We start from the raw sequence: 17,823 nt of genomic DNA, 5'->3' as shown, positions 1-17,823 counted from the left end.
CGAAAGGGCCGCAAAGCGGCCCCAGGATTCAACCGGCGAACGCCGCCCGATACGCCCCCGGCGTCGCCCCCAGCGCCTGCCTGAACCGGTTGCTGAAATGGCTGGCACTGGCAAATCCGCACAACAACGCCACCTCGCCCAAAGGCAACATACCCATGCGCAGCAACCGACACGCCCGCTGCAGCCGCCGGGCCAGCAGGTACTGATGCGGCGGCAGTCCTAAGCTCGCCCGGAACATCCGCGCAAAGTGGTACTCGGACAGGTTGCAGCGCAGCGCCAGCTCCCCCAACGTCAATGGCTGGTCGAGGTTGGCCTCGATGAAGTCCACCAGTTGTCGACGCTGGTGCGGTGCCAGCCCGCCCTTGAGCTTGAGCCCCTGGCGCAGGCCGACCTGGTTGAGCACGGCATGGTCGATGATGTCGTGGGCCAGGCTGCTGGCCAGCAGCCGCTCGCCGGGCTCGGCCCAGTCCAGCCCGATCAGCTCGCGAAAGCGCCGGGCCTGCTGCGGATCGTCGAGGAAGGTCGCTTCGCGCAATTGCATCTCCCGCGGCTCGCGGTCCAGCAGGCGGGTGCAGCCAAGGGCGAACTGTTCCTCGCTGATATACAGGTGGGCCAGGCGGATCGAGCCGTTGATCACCCAGTTCGACTCGTGGCCGGCGGGCATCACGCACAGTTTGTCCGGTGCGCCGCGATCGCCAGGGCGCTGGCGACGGAAGGTGCCGGTGCCGTCGGCGATGTAGCACGACAGCGTGTGATGGCTGGGCGCCTGGTAGTCGCGGGCATCGTCGCGGTTGCTCCACAAGGCCGCCGCCAGCCCGTCGCCCAGTTGCGCGCTCAGCTCCAGCCTGGCGTGGGGCGAGGCGTTCAGGACGTTGAAGACCTGCAGGTGATCGAGTGGGGGCATGGGCGGTTCCTCTGCTGGCCATCGTACTGCGCCGGCACCGGGATGGCAGCTACCCGGGGAGGAAAAGCGCAAGTTTATGCAAGCGCCGAACAGCAATGGCGCAAGAAACTGGGCTCATGGGGTTTTCATCGCGGGGCAAGCCCGCTCCCATCGAGGTCGCATACGCCCTGTGGGAGCGGGCTTGCCCCGCGATAGGCCTGATACCTGTCGAGGGAGTCCATCATGAACCTGTCGCTCTACCTGCTCACCGTCCTGATCTGGGGCACCACCTGGATTGCCTTGAAATGGCAGTTGGGCGAGGTCGCCATCCCGGTGTCGATCGTCTACCGCTTCGCCCTGGCCGGGCTCATCCTGTTCGCCTTCCTGCTGCTCACCCGCCGTCTGCAACCGATGAACCGACGTGGCCACCTGGTGTGCCTGGCCCAGGGGTTGTGCCTGTTCTGCGTCAACTTCATGTGCTTCCTCACTGCCAGCCAGTGGGTCGCCAGCGGCCTGATCGCCGTGGTGTTCTCCACCGCCACCTTGTGGAATGCCATCAATGCACGGATCTTCTTCGGCCAGAAGATCGCCGCCAATGTGCTCGGTGGCGGCGCCCTGGGTCTGCTCGGCCTGGGCCTGCTGTTCTGGCCGGAACTCTCGCACCACGCCGCCAGCCGCGAGACCTTGTACGGCCTGGGGCTGGGCCTGCTCGGCACGCTGTGCTTCTCGGCCGGCAACATGCTCTCCAGCGTGCAGCAGAAGGCCGGGCTCAAGCCGATGACCACCAATGCCTGGGGCATGCTCTATGGCGCCTCGATGCTGGCGGTGTACTGCCTGGCAAAGGGCATCCCCTTCGACATGGAGTGGAGCGCCCGCTACATCGGCTCGCTGTTGTACCTGGTGATCCCGGGTTCGGTGATCGCCTTTACCGCCTACCTGACCCTGGTCGGACGCATGGGGCCGGAGCGGGCAGCCTATTGCACGGTACTGTTCCCGCTGGTGGCGTTGAATGTGTCGGCATTCGCCGAGGGCTACCAATGGACGGCGCCGGCATTGCTGGGCCTGGTGGCGGTGATGGCGGGGAATGTGCTGGTGTTTCGCAAGCCGAAATCCAGGCCGGTCATAATGACGGCCATGGCCAAGTAGGGCGCTAATCTTCACTGTTTTCTTCGCGGGTAAACCCGCTCCCACACGGCTTGCACAGTCCCTGTGGGAGCGGGTTTACCCGCGAAGAGGCAGAACGGTTGGCAGCAACCTTTCAGTGTTTCCACACCTGCGGATTCACCAGATCTCGCGGCCGCTCACCCAGCAACGCCGCCCGCAGGTTGTCCAGCGCACGGTTGGCCATGGCCTCGCGGGTCTCGGCGGTGGCCGAGCCGATGTGCGGCAGGGTCAGGGCGTTGGGCAGTTTGAACAGCGGCGAGTCGGCGAGCGGCTCTTTCTCGTAAACATCCAGCCCGGCGCCGCGGATCGTGCCGTTCTGCAGCGCCTCGACCAGCGCCGCTTCGTCCACCACCGGCCCCCGGGCGATATTGACCAGAAATGCGCTGGGCTTCATCAACTGCAGTTCGCGGGCGCCAATCAGCTTGCGGGTGGCCTCGGACAGCGGCACCACCAGGCAGACGAAATCGGCTTCGCCCAGCAGGGCGTCCAGGCTGCGGAACTGCGCGCCCAGTTCCTGTTCCAGCGCGGTCTTGCGGCTGTTGCCGGTGTACAGCACTTGCATGTTGAAACCGAAGCGGCCACGACGGGCGATGGCCGCGCCGATGTTGCCCATGCCGACGATGCCCAGCTTCTTGCCGTGCACATCGCAGCCGAACTGCGCCGGGCCGACGGTGGCCTGCCAGTGGCCGGCCTTGGTCCAGGCATCCAGCTCGGCGGTGCGCCGGGCACAGCCCATGATCAGGGCGAAGCCCAGGTCGGCGGTGCTTTCGGTGAGCACGTCGGGGGTGTTGGTCAGGGCGATGCCGCGTTCGTTGAAGTAGTCCAGGTCGTAGTTGTCGTAGCCGACCGAGACGCTGGACACCACCTCCAGCTTGCCCGCGCCTTCGAGCTGCGCCCGGCCGAGCTTGCGGCCGACGCCGATCAGGCCGTGGGCCTCGGGCAGGGCTTCGTTGAACTGGGCGCTGATGTCGCCGAGTTTCGGGTTCGGCACGATCACGTTGAAGTCTTGTTGCAGGCGTTCGGCCATGGCTGGCGTGATGCGGCTGAAGGCCAGGACGGTCTTTTTCATCGTGCTGCTTCTCTGCAAGGCGTGGGGTGGACTCGGGCAGAAGAGCGGGGCCGCTGTGCGGCCCTTTCGCGGCGCAAGGCCGCTCCTACAAGTGCCGGGTAACCCTGTAGGAGCGGCCTTGTGCCGCGATGGAGGGCGCAGCCCTCCCATGGCCCTGTCTGCCAGACACTGGAATCGATGGTTAGCAACCTACCATTGTCCCCACCCCCAATGCAGCCGCTTTTTTCAGTTGGCGATCAGCAGCTCATGAGTCTTCAGGTCGGCCTCATGGGCGGCAAGAATCTCCGGCAGCGAATTGCGCAGGTACTCGACCCAGGTCTTGATCTTGGCATCCAGGTACTGGCGCGACGGGTAGATCGCGTACAGGTTCAGCTCCTGCAGGCGATACTCCGGCATGATCCGCACCAGGCTGCCGTCGCGCAGGCCGTCGATGGCCGAGTAGATCGGCAGCACGCCTACGCCCATGCCGCTGCGGATCGCAGTCTTCATAGCGTCCGCGGAGTTGACCTGGAACGGCGAGGTGGTGATGTTGACCATCTCCTGGCCTTCCGGCCCGTCGAACAGCCACTTCTCCAGCGGTATTACCGGGCTGACCATGCGCAGGCAGGCATGCTTGAGCAGGTCGGCCGGCTTGTGCGCGCTGCCGTGGCGGGCCACGTACTCGGGCGAGGCGCAGACGATGCTGTAGGTGATGCCCAGGCGTTGCGAGACGAAGCCCGAGTCCGGCAGCTCGCTGGCCAGCACGATGGACACGTCGTAGCCCTCGTCCAGCAGGTCGGGCACGCGGTTGGCCATGGTCAGGTCGAAGGTCACGTCCGGGTGCGACTCGCGGTAGCGGGCGATGGCATCGACCACGAAGTGCTGGCCGACGCCGGTCATCGAATGCACCTTCAACTGCCCGGCGGGGCGGGCGTGGGCGTCGCTGGCCTCGGCCTCGGCTTCTTCCACATAGGTAAGAATCTGTTCGCAGCGCATCAGGTAGCGCTTGCCGGCCTCGGTCAGCGCGATGCGCCGGGTGGTGCGGTTGAGCAGGCGGGTTTGCAGATGGGCTTCCAGGTTGGAGACCGCCCGCGACACGTTCGCGGTGGTCGTATCCAGTTGCGCCGCGGCAGCGGTGAAGCTGCCGAGCTGGGCCACGCAACTGAAAGCACGCATGTTTTGCAAGGTGTCCATGGGTCACTCTCGGTTTAGAGGACAAAATTGTGACATGAAGTAACGGAGTTTCGCCTCCGACTAAAGCCGGATTATCGCTGTTTTGGTAACAAAGATTCGCAGGATTATGCGCTTATCGCCAGTGCGGGCGGCCCCTAGAATTGCCCGGCCCCTCCACCTCTTCCTCGGGAAATCGCAGCTGTGCCGCGTCGCCACATCAGAGCGCTCCATGCGTTCAGTGCCTGTGCCCTTTGTCTCACCTTGAGCGGCTGTATCGGAACCTGGGGCATCGCCCCGCAAAGCAAGACCCTCCAAGCCAACCAACTGACCACCGACGCCGCGATCCGCGAGGCCGCGCGCGACGCCCACTGGCCGGCCCAGCAATGGTGGCGCGTCTATGGCGACCCGCAGCTCGACGCCTGGATCACCCAGGCCCTGGCCGGCAGCCCGAGCATGGCCATGGCCGCCGCCCGGGTGCGGGAAGCCAAGGCGATGGCCGGCGTGGTCGAGTCGGCGGAAAAACTGCAGGCCAATGGCAACGCCACGCTCAAGCGTCACAACTGGCCCGAGGATCAGTTCTACGGCCCGGGCGCGTTGTCCGGCGCCAACACCTGGGACAACAACGCCGCCATCGGCTTCAGCTACGCCCTGGACCTGTGGGGCCGCGAGCGCAATGCCAGCGAGCAGGCCGTGGACCAGGCGCACGTGAGCGTCGCCGAGGCGCGCCAGGCCCAGCTGGAACTGGAGAACAACGTGGTGCGCGCCTATATCCAGCTCAGCCTGCATTACGCCCGGCGCGATATCGTCCAGGCCGAGCTTGCCCAGCAGGAGCAGATCGTCGGCCTGGCCAAGCGCCGCCTGGACGGCGGCATCGGCACCCATTTCGAGGTCAGCCAGGCCGAGGCGCCGCTGCCGGAAACCCACCGCCAGATCGACAGCCTCAACGAAGAAATCGCCCTGACTCGTAACCAGCTGGCCGCCCTGGCCGGCAAGGGGCCAGGGGAGGGCGCACAGCTGCAACGCCCGACCCTGACCCTCGGCGCGCCGCTGAAACTGCCGTCGAACCTGCCCGCCGAACTGGTCGGCCAGCGCCCGGACGTGGTTGCCAGCCGCTGGCAGGTGGCGGCCCAGGCCCGTGGCATCGACGTGGCCCACGCCGGTTTCTTCCCCAACGTCGACCTGGTCGGCGGCCTTGGCTTCATGGCCACCGGCGGCGGCCCGCTGGAGTTCCTCACCGGGCGCAAGTTCAACTACAACGTGGGGCCGGCCATCAGCCTGCCGATCTTCGATGGCGGCCGCCTGCGCTCGCAGCTGGGCGTGGCCTCGGCCGGCTATGACGTGGCCGTGGCACGCTACAACCAGACGGTGATCGGCGCGCTGAAAAACATTTCAGACCAGCTGATCCGCCGCGAGTCGATGAAGGAGCAGGCGCATTTCGCCGCCGAATCCGTGGCCGCCGCGCAGAAGACCTACGACATCGCCACCGTCGCCTTCCAGCGTGGCCTGACCGATTACCTCAACGTGCTCAACGCCCAGACCCTGCTGTTCCGCCAGCAGCAGGTGCAGCAGCAGGTACAGGCCGCGCGCCTGACCGCCCACGCCGAGCTGGTCACCGCCCTGGGCGGCGGCCTGGAGGCGGGCAAGGATGTCCCTGAGCAAGAGCGCCAGGCCGCCCCGAAAACGCCGGCCACCCTGGCCATCTTCGACCAGCCGGACCACGCCGAATGAGCACATCGAGCTTGCCCCTGCGCTGGCTGCGGAGCCTGGAATGGCGCCGGGGGTTCTTCGCCTGGGCGCGCACCGACGGGGTCACCTGGGTCTACATCTTCAAGGTGCTGGCCGCCGCGTTCATCACCCTGTGGCTGGCCATGCGCCTGGAACTGCCGCAGCCGCGCACGGCGATGATCACCGTGTTCATCGTCATGCAGCCGCAGAGCGGCCATGTGTTCGCCAAGAGCTTCTACCGGGTGCTCGGCACCCTGGCCGGCTCGGCGATGATGGTCGCGTTGATGGCAATCTTTCCGCAGAACACCGAGCTGTTCCTGCCCAGCCTGGCGCTGTGGGTCGGCCTGTGCTCGGCGGGCGCCATGCGCTACCGCACCTTCCGCGCCTATGGTTTCGTGCTGGCCGGTTACACGGCGGCGATGATCGGCCTGCCGGTGCTGCAACACCCTGACCAGGCGTTCATGGCAGCAGTGTGGCGGGTGCTGGAGATCGCCCTGGGGATTCTCGTCTCGACCTTCGTCAGTGCCGCGATCCTGCCGCAGTCGGCCAGTGCCGCCATGCGCAACGCCCTGTACCAGCGTTTCGGCGTGTTCGCCGGGGTGGTGGTCGAGGCCCTGCGCGGCGACAGCCAGCGCGACCGCTTCGAGACCAGCAACGTGCGCTTTGTCGCCGAGGCGGTGGGCCTGGAGAGCCTGCGCAACGTCACCGCCTTTGAGGACCCGCACATGCGCCGGCGCTCCGGCCGCCTGGTGCGGATGAACAGTGAGTTCATGGCCATCACCACGCGCTTCAACGCCCTGCACCGGTTGCTCGAACGCCTGCGCGCCCGTGGCCCGTTGCAGATCGTCAGCGCCATCGAGCCCGGCCTGGACACCCTGGCCGAGCTGCTGCAGCCCTATGTCGGTCGGGCACTGACCGATGCCGACGCGCTGCGCCTGGCCCTTGAACTGGGCACCTACAAGGAAGGCCTGCAGGCCCAGGTGCGCGGCTTGCGCGCCGAGTACCTGGAGACCAGCCCGAGTGAGTCAGACCTGCTCGATTTCCACACCGCCTTCGAGCTGCTCTACCGCTTCGTCGATGAGATGTACAGCTACGCCGAGACCCATGCCTCGCTGGCCGTGCACAAGCACGAGCGCGAACAGTGGGACGAGCCCTACGTGGCCCAGACCAGCTGGCTGGTATCGTTGGCTGCCGGCGTGCGCGCCTCGGCAGTGCTGCTGTTGCTGGGCAGCTACTGGCTGCTCAGCGACTGGCCCAGCGGCGCCATGATGACCCTGATCGCCACCGTCACCGTGGGCCTGTCGGCGGCCTCGCCGAACCCCAAGCGCATGTCGTTCCAGATGGCCTGCGGCACGGCGATCGGCGCCTTCGTCGGGTTCTTCGAGACGTTCTTCGTGTTCCCCTGGATCGACGGTTTCCCGCTGCTGTGCATGGTACTGGCGCCGGTGTTCGTATTCGGCGCGTTCCTCGCTTCGCGCCCGGCCTATGCCGGTTACGGCCTGGGCCTGCTGGTGTTCTTCGCCATCGGCTCGGTGCCGAACAACCTGACGGTCTACGACCCCTACACCTTCATCAATGACTACATCGGCATGGTCATCGGCATGTTTGTCTGCGCCGCGGCAGGGGCGATCATCCTGCCGCCCAACAGCCGCTGGCTGTGGAGCCGCCTGGAGCAGGAGCTGCGCGAGCAGGTGCTGTTCGCCATCGGTGGGCGCCTGCGCGGGTTGGGCTCGGCGTTCGAGAGCCGCACACGCGACCTGCTGCACCAGGCCTATGGGCTGGCAGCCGGCAAGCCGCAGGTGCAGAGCGAGCTGATGGGCTGGATGTTCACCGTGCTGGAGATCGGCCACGCGATCATCGAGCTGCGCAAGGAGCAGGCCCGTGCGCCGATCCACCCGGCCTACGCCGAGTCGCAGCCCTGGCGCCAGGCCATCCGCGTGATGGGCCGGGCCCTGGCGCGGCTGTTCCTGCAACCCAGCGCCAGCAACCACGAGCGCGCGCTGGTGGCGGTGGACCACGCCATCAGCCGCGTGCAGGCCACCGACGAACCCTTCGCCCGGCACTTTGACACCTCGGTGCTGCGCCGGGCGCAGAGCTACCTGCACTTCATCCGTTCCTCCCTGCTCGACCCACAGTCGCCGCTGGCCCCGGCGAAAGGATTGCACCATGCCCCGTGAGATCGCCTTCCATGGCGTGTACATGCCCACCATGACCTTGATGTTCCTGTTCGCCCTGGGCCTGGCCTGGGGGCTGGACCGGTTCATCGCAAGCGTTGATGGCTATCGCTTCTTCTGGCACCCGGCGCTGCTGCGCCTGTCGCTGTTCGTCTGCCTGTTCGGCGCCCTGGCGCTGTCGCTCTACTGGTGAGAATCCTGCAATGAAAAAGTTCTTCAGCCTGATCGCCACCCTGCTGGTGCTGGTCGCTGCCGTGGCGATCGGCCGTCAGCTGTGGCTGCACTACATGACCACGCCGTGGACCCGCGACGGCCGGGTGCGCGCCGACATCATCAACGTCGCCGCCGATGTGCCGGGCTATGTGGTGGACGTGCCGGTCAAGGACAACCAGCGAGTGAAGAAGGGCGATGTGCTGATCCGCATCGATGCCGAGCACTACCAGTTGGCGGTGGACCAGGCCAAGGCACTGGTGGCCTCGCGCAAGGCCACCTGGGAAATGCGCAAGGTCAACGCCAGGCGCCGCGCCGATCTGGACAACCTGGTGATCTCCAAGGAGAACCGCGACGACGCCAGCAACATCGCCAGCTCGGCACTGGCCGACTACCAGCATGCCCAGGCCCGGCTGGCGGCCGCCGAGCTGAACCTCAAGCGCACGCAGATCGTCGCCACCGTCGATGGCTACGTGACCAACCTGAACATCCACAAGGGCGACTACGCCCGCACCGGCGAGGCGGTGATGGCGGTGGTGGATGAGCAGTCGTTCTGGGTGTACGGCTTTTTCGAGGAGACCAAGTTGCCCCATGTGAAGGTGGGCGATGTGGCCGAGCTGCAGATGATGAGCGGCGAGCGGATCAAGGGGCATGTGGAGAGCATCGCCCGGGGCATCTACGACCGCGACAACCCGCAGAGTCGTGAGCTGATCGCCGATGTGAACCCGACCTTCAACTGGGTGCGCCTGGCGCAGCGGGTGCCGGTGCGGATCCATATCGATGAAGTGCCGGAAGGATTCCTGCTCGCGGCGGGGACGACCTGTACGGTGGTGGTTAAACCGAGCGAGGAATGATCCGGTTCTTGCGTTGACGCCGTTGATGGATTGGTGGGCAGGTGTCAGCGCTTGAGGGTGGCGTTGAATCGAGCTGTTGCCGCGGTCGCTTCCTGCAACAGTTGGTCCCAGTCATCAGGAGGGTGTCCGCTGCCCAGCATGCGACGGAACACTCTGTAGGCATCGTCACTGCTTTCGTAAGCGTGTTTGCTGTCGTCATCGTTCACCCACGCCAACACGATGATCTTGCTGGAGGCGTGATAGCGATAAAACAAGCGGTATTGCTGGAAGAGCTTTGCACGAAACCAGTGCTTGTGTTCCGCGCCCAGTGTGCCGCCCATTCGATGGTCAGCGTTGCCAGGCGCCTGGGCAATGACGTCGAAGGCCAAGCGTCTGACGGCCTTCAATCGTTTTGCCGCATTTTTCTTTACGTAGCCGACCGGATCCTTCTTCTGAAGCACTTCGACTTCATCGATGAGTGCCTCCAGTTTGTCGAGAAAGAGGGGGTGGGCGAACACGCTCCAGCCATGCACGCAAAGAGGTTTGCGCCTCGTTTCAGTCATTCATCATCCGCCGAGAGAGGTTGATCGAGATCGATTTCAACGTCGCCCACCAGTGCATCCAGGCGAGCGACGAGCTCTGCATCGACAACCTTCAATCGTTGCGGATTCGTGGCGATATCCCGGGCCAGGAAATCCAGGAACTGCCCCACGGCGGGGTCTTCCTCGGCTGTCTCTGCGCGGGTCAGTATCACCGCTCCGTCAGGGCGGATCGAGTAGTGAATCTTGTCACGCTTCTTCAGGCCCAAGGCACGGCGAACGGTTTCGGGGACCGTCGTCTGGTAGCGCTCGGTCAGGGTCGACTCGGCTTCGAAGGTAGTGGCCATGATCATAGGTCCGCGAGGGGTAATATCGAGCAAGGTAATGCGAGTGCATTACCTGGTCAATGCAGTTGCATTACCTGGTGTGTCCTGCCTGATCAACGGCTTTCCTGGCTCAAGCGGCCCCAACCAGCACTGGGACTTGTACCCGGTCGATCACCTTGGCACTGATTGACGGATCCAGCAGCCTTCCGACCCGCGACAGGTGGCGGTGGCCAATGATGATCAGCTCGCATTCAAGCTCTCGGGCCTTGGTGATGATCGCCTCCACCGGCTGGCCGGCCACCATGCAGCCCAGGCTGTCGAACCCGGCTTCGCGCAGGGTGCCCACGGCGCTGTTCACGGCGTGCTCGGCCAATTGCTGTTCGTCGCAGGCGGCGGGGTATTCCTCCAGCTCTTCCTCGGTGTAGGCCGTACGGTGGTCGTGCACGGCAAAGGTAGAGTCGATGGCCAGCAGCACGTGCAGGGTGTGTTCGCCCGGGCGGCAGTAACGGCGGGCGAGGTCGAGCAGGGCGTGGCTGGCGGGGGAGGCGTCGATGGCGATCAGGACCGGGCGGGGCATGGGGGTTCCTTGCAGGGTGGTGACATTTGTAGAAACCTAATCTCCCCATCGCGGGGCAAGCCCGCTCCCACGAACCTTGTGTGGCTGGCGTGGGAGCGGGCTTGCCCCGCGATTGGGCCGATACAGGCTGAAGCATTGACCGGCCGGGATAAATGGCCCCCCACGCACGGTGCCATTGCGCCTGACGCAATCCACCAACCTGATACCATCGCGTTTCCCACAGCTGTCACGGAAAACGGCCATGCAACTCCCGGACATGAACCTGCTCGTCGCCCTCGACGCCCTGCTCGACGAAGGCAGCGTGGTCGGCGCTGCCCAGCGCATGAACCTGAGCCCGGCGGCCATGAGCCGCACGCTGGGGCGCATCCGCGAGGCCATGGGCGACCCGATCCTGGTGCGCGCTGGCCGTGGCCTGGTACCGACGCCCCGGGCACTGGCCCTGCGCGACCAGGTACGGGCGCTGGTGGAGCAGGCCGGTCTGGTGTTTCGCAGTGGTGACGAGGTCGACCTGCCGAACCTCGACCGGGCCTTCAACATCCGTACCAACGACCTGTTCATCGCCCTGTACGGTGCGCGCCTGCTGCACATGATGCTCGAACAGGCACCGAACACCGTGCTGCGCTTCGTCCCCGAGCACCAGGGCGACGATGACCTGGTGCTGCGCCACGGGCAGATCGACCTGGTGGTCAGTTCGAGCATCGACATGGGACCGGAGATCAAGGTGCAGAGCCTGTTCGACACCTGGTTCGTCGGGCTGGCGCGGGCCGACCACCCGATCTTCGACGCCGAGATCACCCCACAGCGCTTTGCCCGCTACCCGCAGATCAGTGTGTCGCGGCGCGGGCGGGCCAATGGGCCGATCGACGTGGAGCTGGGCGCCCATGGCGTGCAGCGCAGGGTGGCGCTGATCACGCCGAGCTTTCATTCGGCGATGTTCTCGTTGCCGGAGTCGGACCTGATCCTGCCGATGCCGGCGAACATCCTCGGCAGCGTGACCAAGTTCGGCCTGCCGCTGCGATCGTTCGAGATCCCGGTGCCGCTGGAGCGGGTGCGGGTGATGCAGGCCTGGCATCCGCGTTTCGACAACGACCCGGCGCATCGCTGGCTGCGCCAGACCATGCGCGCCTGCTGCGCGGGCGAGCCCACGCCAGCTAACCTGTAGGAGCGGCCTTGTGCCGCGAAAGGGGCGCAACGCGGCCCCCGGATGTCGGCGTTAACGCAAAAATCGCCGGGGCTGCTTTGCAGCCCTTTCGCGGCACAAGGCCGCTCCTACAGGTGATGCGCATTTTTCATGGATTGCGTCTGACGCAACATAAACCTGCCAACAAGTCAGTTTTCGTCAGCATTCGACCTTCATAGACTTGCTCCAGCCCTGAATTTGTTGCTGGAGATGTCTATCCATGAGTTCCCTGACCGCGCCTACTGCCGCGCTGGTCGCCCCTGCGCAGACGGCGTTCGGCCTGCGGGTGGTGGTCGGCCTGTTCGGCGTGTTGCTAGCGGTGCTGTGCGCCGGGCTCAACGAGGCGGTGACCAAGATTTCGCTAAGCGACATCCGTGGTGCCATGGGCATCGGCGCTGACGAAGGCGCCTGGCTGCTGGCGGTGTATGCCGCCGCCTCGGTCTCGGCCATGGCCTTCGCGCCCTGGCTGGCCACCACCTTCTCGTTGCGCCGCTTCACCATGAGCGCCGTCGGCCTGTTCGCCGTGCTTGGCCTGATCCAACCCTTCGCCCCCAACCTGCACAGCCTGATGCTGCTGCGCGTGCTGCAAGGCTTCGCCTCGGGCGCCTTGCCGCCGATGCTGATGAGCGTGGCGCTGCGTTTCCTGCCGCCGGGCATCAAGGTCTACGGCCTGGCCTGCTATGCCCTGACCGCCACCTTCGGACCGAACCTGGGCACGCCGTTGGCGGGCCTGTGGACTGAATACGTCGGCTGGCAATGGGCGTTCTGGCAGATCATCCTGCCGTCGCTGCTGGCGATCGCCTGCGTCGGCTGGGGCCTGCCCCAGGATCCGCTGCGCCTCGAGCGCTTCAGGCAGCTGGACTGGCGCGGCGTGCTGCTCGGCCTGCCGGCGATCAGTTGCATCGTCCTCGGCCTGTCGCTGGGCGACCGCTGGGGCTGGTTCGACTCGCCGCTGATCTGCTGGCTGCTCGGCGGCGGCGTGTTGCTGCTGGTGCTGTTCATGTTCAACGAATGGTCCGAGCCGCTGCCGTTCTTCCAGTTGCGCATGCTCACGCGGCGCAACCTGAGCTTCGCTCTGGTGACCCTGGCCGGGGTGCTGATCGTGCTTTCGGGGGTGGGCAGCATTCCGTCCGCCTACCTGGCGCAGATCCAGGGCTATCGCCCGGCGCAGACCAGCCCGTTGATGATGCTGGTGGCCATGCCGCAGCTGATCGCCCTGCCGTTGACCGCAGCGCTGTGCAACATCCGCGCGGTGGACTGCCGCTGGGTGCTGGCGACGGGCCTGGCCATGCTGGCGGTCTCGTGCGTGGGCAGCAGCCTGCTGACCTCGCAGTGGATCCGCGGCGATTTCTATCCGTTCTACCTGCTGCAGGTGTTCGGCCAACCCATGGCGGTGCTGCCGCTGCTGATGCTTTCCACCAATGGCATGACCCCGCAGGAAGGCCCGTTCGCCTCCGCCTGGTTCAACACGGTCAAGGGCCTGTCGGCGGTGATCGCCGGCGGTCTGCTCGACGCCCTGGGTACCCTGCGCCGGCATTTTCATTCCAACCACCTGGTCGACAGCCTGGGCAACGCGCCATTGATCGACGACAACACCGTTGGCCTGGCCAAGCGCATCCATGAACAGGCCCTGGTGCTGACCTCGGCCGACCTTTACCTGGTGATGGCGGGCATCGCTGTCGCCCTGATCTGCCTGATCCCCTTCGTGCCTACCCGGATCTTCCCGCCGCGTGCGGTGGCCTGAATCCGTGGATGAATCCGAGACCTTGAAATGACCAACAACCGCAAGACAATCCTTATCGGCTCGGTGCTCGCCGTGGCCGTGCTGGCCGCCATCGTCGGCCCCTGGATGTTCGGCAGCGACCACCGCCAGAGCACCAACGACGCCTACGTGACCGCCGACTACACCGTGGTCGCGCCGAAGGTGGCGGGCTTCATCAAGGAAGTGCTGGTGGAGGACAACCAGCAGGTGAAGGCCGGGCAGTTACTGGCGACCATCGACCCACGGGACTACCAGGCCGCCCTCGACGCGGCCCAGGCCCAGTTGCTGGTGGCCAGGGCGCAGAGCCTGGATGCCCGCGCCACCCTCGAGCGCCAGGCGGCGCTGATCGCCCAGGCCGAGGCCGCGGTGAAGGCGGCCCAGGCCGAGGCCGCGTTCGCCGATCACGAAGTGACCCGCTACAGCCGCCTGGCCGAGCAGGGCGCCGGCACCGTGCAGAACGCCCAGCAGGCGCGCAGCGGCGTTGACCAGGCCCGTGCCCGGCTGGCCAACACCCAGGCGGCGCTGGTGGCGACGCGCAAGCAGGTGGATATCCTCGACGCCCAGGTGGCCAGTGCCGATGGCCAGCTGAAACGGGCCGAGGCCGGCCTGGAGAAAGCCCGGCTGGATCTTTCCTACACCCGCATTGCTGCGCCGGTGGACGGCATGGTCGGTGAGCGCGCCCTGCGCGTCGGCGCCTACGTCAATCCGGGCGCACGACTGTTGTCGGTGGTGCCGCTGGAGCGCGCCTACATCGTCGGCAATTTCCAGGAGACCCAGCTGACCCACGTTCAGCCGGGCCAGCCGGTGAGCATCAGCGTCGATACCTTTTCCGGCGAGAAACTCCACGGCCGCGTCGAGAGCATCGCCCCGGCCACGGGGGTGACCTTCGCGGCAGTGAAACCGGACAACGCCACCGGCAACTTCACCAAGGTGGTGCAGCGTATTCCGGTGAAGATTGTCTTTGACGATGGCCAGCCGTTGTTGGAGCGCCTGCGGGTGGGCATGTCGGTGGAGGCGGTCATCGATACCCAGGGCGACAAGCTGGCCGTTAAAGAGGTGACGGCGCGATGAGCAATGTGGTTGAAAAAATTGAGAGTGCCGGGGCTGCTGCGCAGCCCTTTCGCGGCACAAGGCCGCTCCTACAGGCGACCGCGATCCTTTGTAGGAGCGGTCTTGCGCCGCGAAAGGGGCGCGCAGCGGCCCCCTTGCTGCTGGCCGCGATGCTGGCCGGCTGCACCCTCGGACCGGATTTCCAGAGCCCGTCCAGCGAAGCGCCTCGGGATTGGGCCTCGTTGCAAAGTGAGGCAGCGGCCAGCCAGCCGGTAGCTGAACCGCTGGAACTGCGCTGGTGGGACAGCTTTCACGACGCCCAGCTGAGCGCGTTGATCCAGCAGGTCGCCGAACGCAATCTCGACCTGCAGATGGCCAGCGCCCGCCTGCTGCAAAGCCGCGCCTTGCGTAGCACCGTGGCGGCCGACGAGATGCCTTCGGTGGATGCAAACGCAGGCTACAGCCGGGCGCGTAACAGCGCCGAAGGATTGAACGACCCCTCCGGCAAGGCCGGCAAGTCGGCGTATAACTTGTGGCAAGGCGATCTGGTCGCCGGTTGGGAACTGGACCTGTGGGGGCGTGTGCGCCGTCAAGTCGAGGCCGCCGATGCGACCGTGGCGGTCGCCGAGAACGATCGCCGTGGCGTGCTGCTGGCGCTGCTGTCGGAGACCGCCGGCAACTACATCCAGCTGCGCGCCGTGCAGCACACCCTGGACATCACCCAGGACAACCTCAAGGTTGCCCGGCACAGCCTGAAGCTGTCCGAAGGCCGCCAGGCCGAAGGTGTCGCCACCCGGCTCGACGTCGCCCAGGCCAGCGCCCAGGTGGCGTCGATCGAGGCGCGCCTGCCGACCTTGGAGGCCCGCCGCGACGACCTGATCAATGCCCTTAGCCTGCTTGCCGCCGAACCGCCGCGCAGCTTGCAGTCCCAGCTGCTGCAGGGCGGCGAATTGCCCGCGCCGCAGCAGCGCTTTGCCATCGGCGTGCCGTCGGAGCTGGCCGAGCGCCGTCCGGATATCCGCCAGGCCGAGGCCCGGTTGCATGCGGCCACCGCCAGCATCGGCGTGGCCAAGGCCGATTTCTATCCGAGCATCCGCCTGTCCGGAAGTGTCGGTTTCCAGGCCATGCAACTGTCCGATTTCGGCGCCTGGGATTCGCGCCGCTTCGCCTTCGGGCCGCAGTTGTCGTTGCCGATCTTCGAGGGCGGACGGCTCAAGGGCCAGCTGGAGCTGCGCGAGGCCCAGCAGCAGGAAGCGGCGCTGAACTACCGCAAGGTGGTGCTCGGCGCCTGGCATGAGATCGACGATGTGCTGCGCCTGTACAACGCCAGCCAGTTGCGTCGCGATCACCTGGCCGAGGCGGTGCGGCAGAACCGCATCGCCCTGGAGACCGCGCAGCGCCAGTATGTGGAAGGGGCGGTGGACTTTCTCAACGTGCTGACGGTGCAGTCGGCGTTGCTGGCCAGCGAGGAGCAGTGGATCGACAGCTCGGCGGCGGTGTCGCAGGCGCTGGTGGGGCTGTACAAGGCGCTGGGCGGTGGCTGGCAGGCGTTCGACCAGGTCTGAGCAGCATCGCGGGGCAAGCCCGCTTCCACGCATACCTGGGAGCCCCCGTGGGAGCGGGCTTGCCCCGCGACGACGTCAGAGCGGTCGCAACAATCCGAAGCGCTTGCGCAATACCCAATCCAGCAGGCGCTGTGGCAACAGCCGGGCCATCAACGGCAGGGCCGTGCTGCCATTGCCGATACGCACCAGTGCAGGCACAGGCGATTTGCGCGTCGCCGCCAGCAACCTCTGGGCGAACACCGCCGCCGACGTCGGCCGGTCCTGCGACGCTCGCGCCCGCGCCTGTACCTGTTCGCGCAACGGCCACCACGGCGAACCGCTCGCCAGCACCTGCTCGGCCTGCTGCTGCGCATTGCTGGCGAACTGCGAGGCGATCGCGCCCGGCTGCACCTCCATGACCCTGATTCCGAAAGGCGCCAGCTCCAGGCGCAGGGCATCGCTCAGCCCGTGCACGGCGGCCTTGGACGCACAATAGGCACCGGCGAAGGGCGTCACCAGCACACCCGACACACTGCCGATGTTCACCACCAGCCCCCGGGAACGGCGCAGCAGCGGGAACAGTGCCTGGGTCACGCCGATCAGGGCGAAGACGTTGGTTTCGAACTGCTGGCGCATGGCTGCGACGCCGCCGTCGAGCAGCGGGCCCATGGCGCCGTAGCCGGCGTTGTTGATCAGGATGTCGAGGCTTTGCAGCTCCTCGGCCAGGCGGGCGAGGGCTTCGGCGTCGTTCACGTCCAGTTGCCGGGCATTGAAGCCGGCAGCGGCCAGTTGTTCGACATCCTGTGCCTTGCGGGCGGTGGCCCAGACTTCATGGCCGGCATCGCGGAAGGCGTCGGCCAGGGCGCGGCCGATGCCGCTGGAACAACCGGTGATCAGGACGGTGGGCATGTAAAGGGCCTGTGATCGATAGATGGAGTGGGTCGTCTGTGCCGACCTCTTCGCGGGTAAACCCGCTCCCACAGGGATCACCACAACCCTGTGGAAGCGGGTTTACCCGTGAAGAGGCCAGATCGGGCAACGAATCAATTGGCGAATGTACCTTGCAGATGCTCGGCACGAAACTCCAGGGTTTGTGGCCGATAGCCCGAGCGCAGTGGCGGCAATGGCAGGCAATCGCTCCATTCGGCGCCCGGCTGCAATTCGCCGGGGCCACGATAGCGCGGGGCGGCGTAGGTGTTCTCGGCCAGGTTCACGGTATCGCCAGGCGCATAGGCGCCGACGCGCCAGCGCAGTTCGCCGAGCGGGACCTTGTTGCCGTTCTTCATGCGCACCTGCAGGGCGCGGTCGGCGGGGCACTGCTCGGGGGCGTAGGCCAGGCGGATATCGAGGCGGGCCAGTTGCGAGGCTTCGCGGGTGTCCTGCCAGACCACGTAGAGCGCCACCAGCCCCAGGCCACAAACGGCGGCCATGGAAATCGGCAGGGCCTTGGCCGGGTAGCGCAGCAGCAGGACCAGCCAGGTGAGGACGAGCAGGGCGCCGATGATCATGGTGGGGCAGGCCTTGGTGGCGGGGGTTCGATCATCGTAGCGGGAAATGGGTATTGGCTCAAAAGCGGGAGGGCTTTGCCCTCCTTTCGCGGCACAAGGCCGCTCCTACAGAGGGAACGCAACCTCC

The 17,823-nt window shown here is 66.2% G+C and carries 17 protein-coding genes; 9 read left to right on the top strand and 8 right to left on the bottom strand.

What is annotated here, in order from left to right; all coding sequences use genetic code 11:
* Positions 1 to 28: 28 nt before the first annotated feature.
* On the bottom strand, positions 29 to 904 hold the full coding sequence (locus LU671_RS11100; protein ID WP_232855695.1) for a helix-turn-helix domain-containing protein: 876 nt from the start codon (positions 902 to 904) through the stop codon (positions 29 to 31).
* A gap of 222 nt (positions 905 to 1,126) precedes the next feature.
* Between LU671_RS11100 and LU671_RS11095 the strand changes: the two genes are divergently transcribed.
* Positions 1,127 to 2,029, top strand: coding sequence for a DMT family transporter (locus LU671_RS11095; RefSeq protein ID WP_203650618.1), 903 nt, complete (start codon positions 1,127 to 1,129; stop codon positions 2,027 to 2,029).
* A 112-nt stretch (positions 2,030 to 2,141) separates the two neighbouring features.
* On the opposite strand, the gene LU671_RS11090 is transcribed toward LU671_RS11095, so the two are convergent.
* Both LU671_RS11090 and LU671_RS11085 read right to left on the bottom strand, forming a co-directional pair.
* Complete coding sequence (locus tag LU671_RS11090) at positions 2,142 to 3,116, bottom strand: 2-hydroxyacid dehydrogenase (RefSeq protein WP_232855694.1); 975 nt, start codon at positions 3,114 to 3,116, stop codon at positions 2,142 to 2,144.
* A gap of 225 nt (positions 3,117 to 3,341) precedes the next feature.
* A complete protein-coding gene (locus LU671_RS11085) occupies positions 3,342 to 4,289 on the bottom strand; it encodes a LysR family transcriptional regulator (protein WP_028689548.1) in 948 nt (315 codons plus the stop codon).
* A 180-nt stretch (positions 4,290 to 4,469) separates the two neighbouring features.
* On the opposite strand from LU671_RS11085, the gene LU671_RS11080 reads away from it, so the two are divergent.
* From LU671_RS11080 to LU671_RS11065, 4 genes are read left to right on the top strand one after another with little or no spacing between them, the layout of a single operon-like run.
* Positions 4,470 to 5,996, top strand: coding sequence for an efflux transporter outer membrane subunit (locus LU671_RS11080; RefSeq protein ID WP_232855693.1), 1,527 nt, complete (start codon positions 4,470 to 4,472; stop codon positions 5,994 to 5,996).
* Positions 5,993 to 8,170, top strand: coding sequence for an FUSC family protein (locus LU671_RS11075; protein ID WP_232855692.1), 2,178 nt, complete (start codon positions 5,993 to 5,995; stop codon positions 8,168 to 8,170). The genes LU671_RS11080 and LU671_RS11075 overlap by 4 nt, the downstream gene beginning before the upstream one ends.
* Positions 8,160 to 8,360: a DUF1656 domain-containing protein gene (locus LU671_RS11070; RefSeq protein ID WP_028689551.1), complete on the top strand. Its 201-nt coding sequence runs from the start codon at positions 8,160 to 8,162 to the stop codon at positions 8,358 to 8,360. Before LU671_RS11075 ends, LU671_RS11070 begins: the two co-directional genes overlap by 11 nt.
* Positions 8,361 to 8,370: 10 nt before the next feature.
* Positions 8,371 to 9,231: an efflux RND transporter periplasmic adaptor subunit gene (locus tag LU671_RS11065; protein ID WP_203650630.1), complete on the top strand. Its 861-nt coding sequence runs from the start codon at positions 8,371 to 8,373 to the stop codon at positions 9,229 to 9,231.
* A gap of 44 nt (positions 9,232 to 9,275) precedes the next feature.
* Here LU671_RS11065 and LU671_RS11060 read toward each other — a convergent pair whose 3' ends face one another.
* The 3 genes from LU671_RS11060 to LU671_RS11050 all read right to left on the bottom strand — a co-directional run bounded on the left by LU671_RS11060 (position 9,276) and on the right by LU671_RS11050 (position 10,652).
* The gene (locus LU671_RS11060; RefSeq protein WP_232855691.1) at positions 9,276 to 9,773 is read right to left on the bottom strand and encodes a type II toxin-antitoxin system YhaV family toxin; all 498 of its coding nucleotides are present in this window, start codon (positions 9,771 to 9,773) and stop codon (positions 9,276 to 9,278) included.
* On the bottom strand, positions 9,770 to 10,096 hold the full coding sequence (locus LU671_RS11055) for a type II toxin-antitoxin system PrlF family antitoxin (RefSeq protein WP_050704328.1): 327 nt from the start codon (positions 10,094 to 10,096) through the stop codon (positions 9,770 to 9,772). The genes LU671_RS11060 and LU671_RS11055 overlap by 4 nt, the downstream gene beginning before the upstream one ends.
* Before the next feature lie 109 nt (positions 10,097 to 10,205).
* On the bottom strand, positions 10,206 to 10,652 hold the full coding sequence (locus tag LU671_RS11050; protein WP_232855690.1) for a universal stress protein: 447 nt from the start codon (positions 10,650 to 10,652) through the stop codon (positions 10,206 to 10,208).
* Positions 10,653 to 10,893: 241 nt separating this feature from the next.
* Between LU671_RS11050 and LU671_RS11045 the strand changes: the two genes are divergently transcribed.
* From LU671_RS11045 to LU671_RS11030, 4 genes are all read left to right on the top strand, one after another.
* Positions 10,894 to 11,814, top strand: coding sequence for a LysR family transcriptional regulator (locus LU671_RS11045; protein WP_232855689.1), 921 nt, complete (start codon positions 10,894 to 10,896; stop codon positions 11,812 to 11,814).
* Positions 11,815 to 12,052: 238 nt separating this feature from the next.
* Entirely contained in the window at positions 12,053 to 13,576 is a 1,524-nt protein-coding gene (locus LU671_RS11040; RefSeq protein ID WP_203650638.1) for an MFS transporter, read from the top strand.
* Positions 13,577 to 13,603: 27 nt separating this feature from the next.
* The gene (locus LU671_RS11035; RefSeq protein ID WP_232855688.1) at positions 13,604 to 14,665 is read left to right on the top strand and encodes an HlyD family secretion protein; all 1,062 of its coding nucleotides are present in this window, start codon (positions 13,604 to 13,606) and stop codon (positions 14,663 to 14,665) included.
* A 149-nt stretch (positions 14,666 to 14,814) separates the two neighbouring features.
* Positions 14,815 to 16,209, top strand: a complete 1,395-nt coding sequence (locus LU671_RS11030; protein ID WP_232855759.1) for an efflux transporter outer membrane subunit — start codon at positions 14,815 to 14,817, stop codon at positions 16,207 to 16,209.
* A 75-nt stretch (positions 16,210 to 16,284) separates the two neighbouring features.
* Here the strand turns inward: LU671_RS11030 and LU671_RS11025 are convergent, their stop codons facing one another.
* Both LU671_RS11025 and LU671_RS11020 read right to left on the bottom strand, forming a co-directional pair.
* The gene (locus LU671_RS11025) at positions 16,285 to 17,097 is read right to left on the bottom strand and encodes an SDR family oxidoreductase (RefSeq protein WP_232855687.1); all 813 of its coding nucleotides are present in this window, start codon (positions 17,095 to 17,097) and stop codon (positions 16,285 to 16,287) included.
* A 134-nt stretch (positions 17,098 to 17,231) separates the two neighbouring features.
* A complete protein-coding gene (locus LU671_RS11020) occupies positions 17,232 to 17,696 on the bottom strand; it encodes a multidrug transporter (RefSeq protein WP_232855686.1) in 465 nt (154 codons plus the stop codon).
* Between the last annotated feature and the right edge of the window lie 127 nt (positions 17,697 to 17,823).

The sequence above is a fragment of the Pseudomonas sp. NMI760_13 genome, from assembly GCF_021283245.1.
In the GTDB taxonomy this organism is placed as follows: domain Bacteria; phylum Pseudomonadota; class Gammaproteobacteria; order Pseudomonadales; family Pseudomonadaceae; genus Aquipseudomonas; species Aquipseudomonas peradeniyensis.
Note: the sequence above shows the minus strand (reverse complement) of the source record. Positions and strands in the feature narration are given on the sequence as shown.

Excerpts from the sequence above, each read along its gene's own strand:
- LU671_RS11100 (WP_232855695.1), bottom strand. The coding sequence starts at position 904 with ATGCCCCCACTCGATCACCTGCAGGTCTTCAACGTCCTGAACGCCTCG.
- LU671_RS11095 (WP_203650618.1), top strand. The coding sequence starts at position 1,127 with ATGAACCTGTCGCTCTACCTGCTCACCGTCCTGATCTGGGGCACCACC.
- LU671_RS11090 (WP_232855694.1), bottom strand. The coding sequence starts at position 3,116 with ATGAAAAAGACCGTCCTGGCCTTCAGCCGCATCACGCCAGCCATGGCC.
- LU671_RS11085 (WP_028689548.1), bottom strand. The coding sequence starts at position 4,289 with ATGGACACCTTGCAAAACATGCGTGCTTTCAGTTGCGTGGCCCAGCTC.
- LU671_RS11075 (WP_232855692.1), top strand. The coding sequence starts at position 5,993 with ATGAGCACATCGAGCTTGCCCCTGCGCTGGCTGCGGAGCCTGGAATGG.
- LU671_RS11070 (WP_028689551.1), top strand. The coding sequence starts at position 8,160 with ATGCCCCGTGAGATCGCCTTCCATGGCGTGTACATGCCCACCATGACC.
- LU671_RS11065 (WP_203650630.1), top strand. The coding sequence starts at position 8,371 with ATGAAAAAGTTCTTCAGCCTGATCGCCACCCTGCTGGTGCTGGTCGCT.
- LU671_RS11060 (WP_232855691.1), bottom strand. The coding sequence starts at position 9,773 with ATGACTGAAACGAGGCGCAAACCTCTTTGCGTGCATGGCTGGAGCGTG.
- LU671_RS11055 (WP_050704328.1), bottom strand. The coding sequence starts at position 10,096 with ATGGCCACTACCTTCGAAGCCGAGTCGACCCTGACCGAGCGCTACCAG.
- LU671_RS11050 (WP_232855690.1), bottom strand. The coding sequence starts at position 10,652 with ATGCCCCGCCCGGTCCTGATCGCCATCGACGCCTCCCCCGCCAGCCAC.
- LU671_RS11045 (WP_232855689.1), top strand. The coding sequence starts at position 10,894 with ATGCAACTCCCGGACATGAACCTGCTCGTCGCCCTCGACGCCCTGCTC.
- LU671_RS11040 (WP_203650638.1), top strand. The coding sequence starts at position 12,053 with ATGAGTTCCCTGACCGCGCCTACTGCCGCGCTGGTCGCCCCTGCGCAG.
- LU671_RS11035 (WP_232855688.1), top strand. The coding sequence starts at position 13,604 with ATGACCAACAACCGCAAGACAATCCTTATCGGCTCGGTGCTCGCCGTG.
- LU671_RS11030 (WP_232855759.1), top strand. The coding sequence starts at position 14,815 with ATGCTGGCCGGCTGCACCCTCGGACCGGATTTCCAGAGCCCGTCCAGC.
- LU671_RS11025 (WP_232855687.1), bottom strand. The coding sequence starts at position 17,097 with ATGCCCACCGTCCTGATCACCGGTTGTTCCAGCGGCATCGGCCGCGCC.
- LU671_RS11020 (WP_232855686.1), bottom strand. The coding sequence starts at position 17,696 with ATGATCATCGGCGCCCTGCTCGTCCTCACCTGGCTGGTCCTGCTGCTG.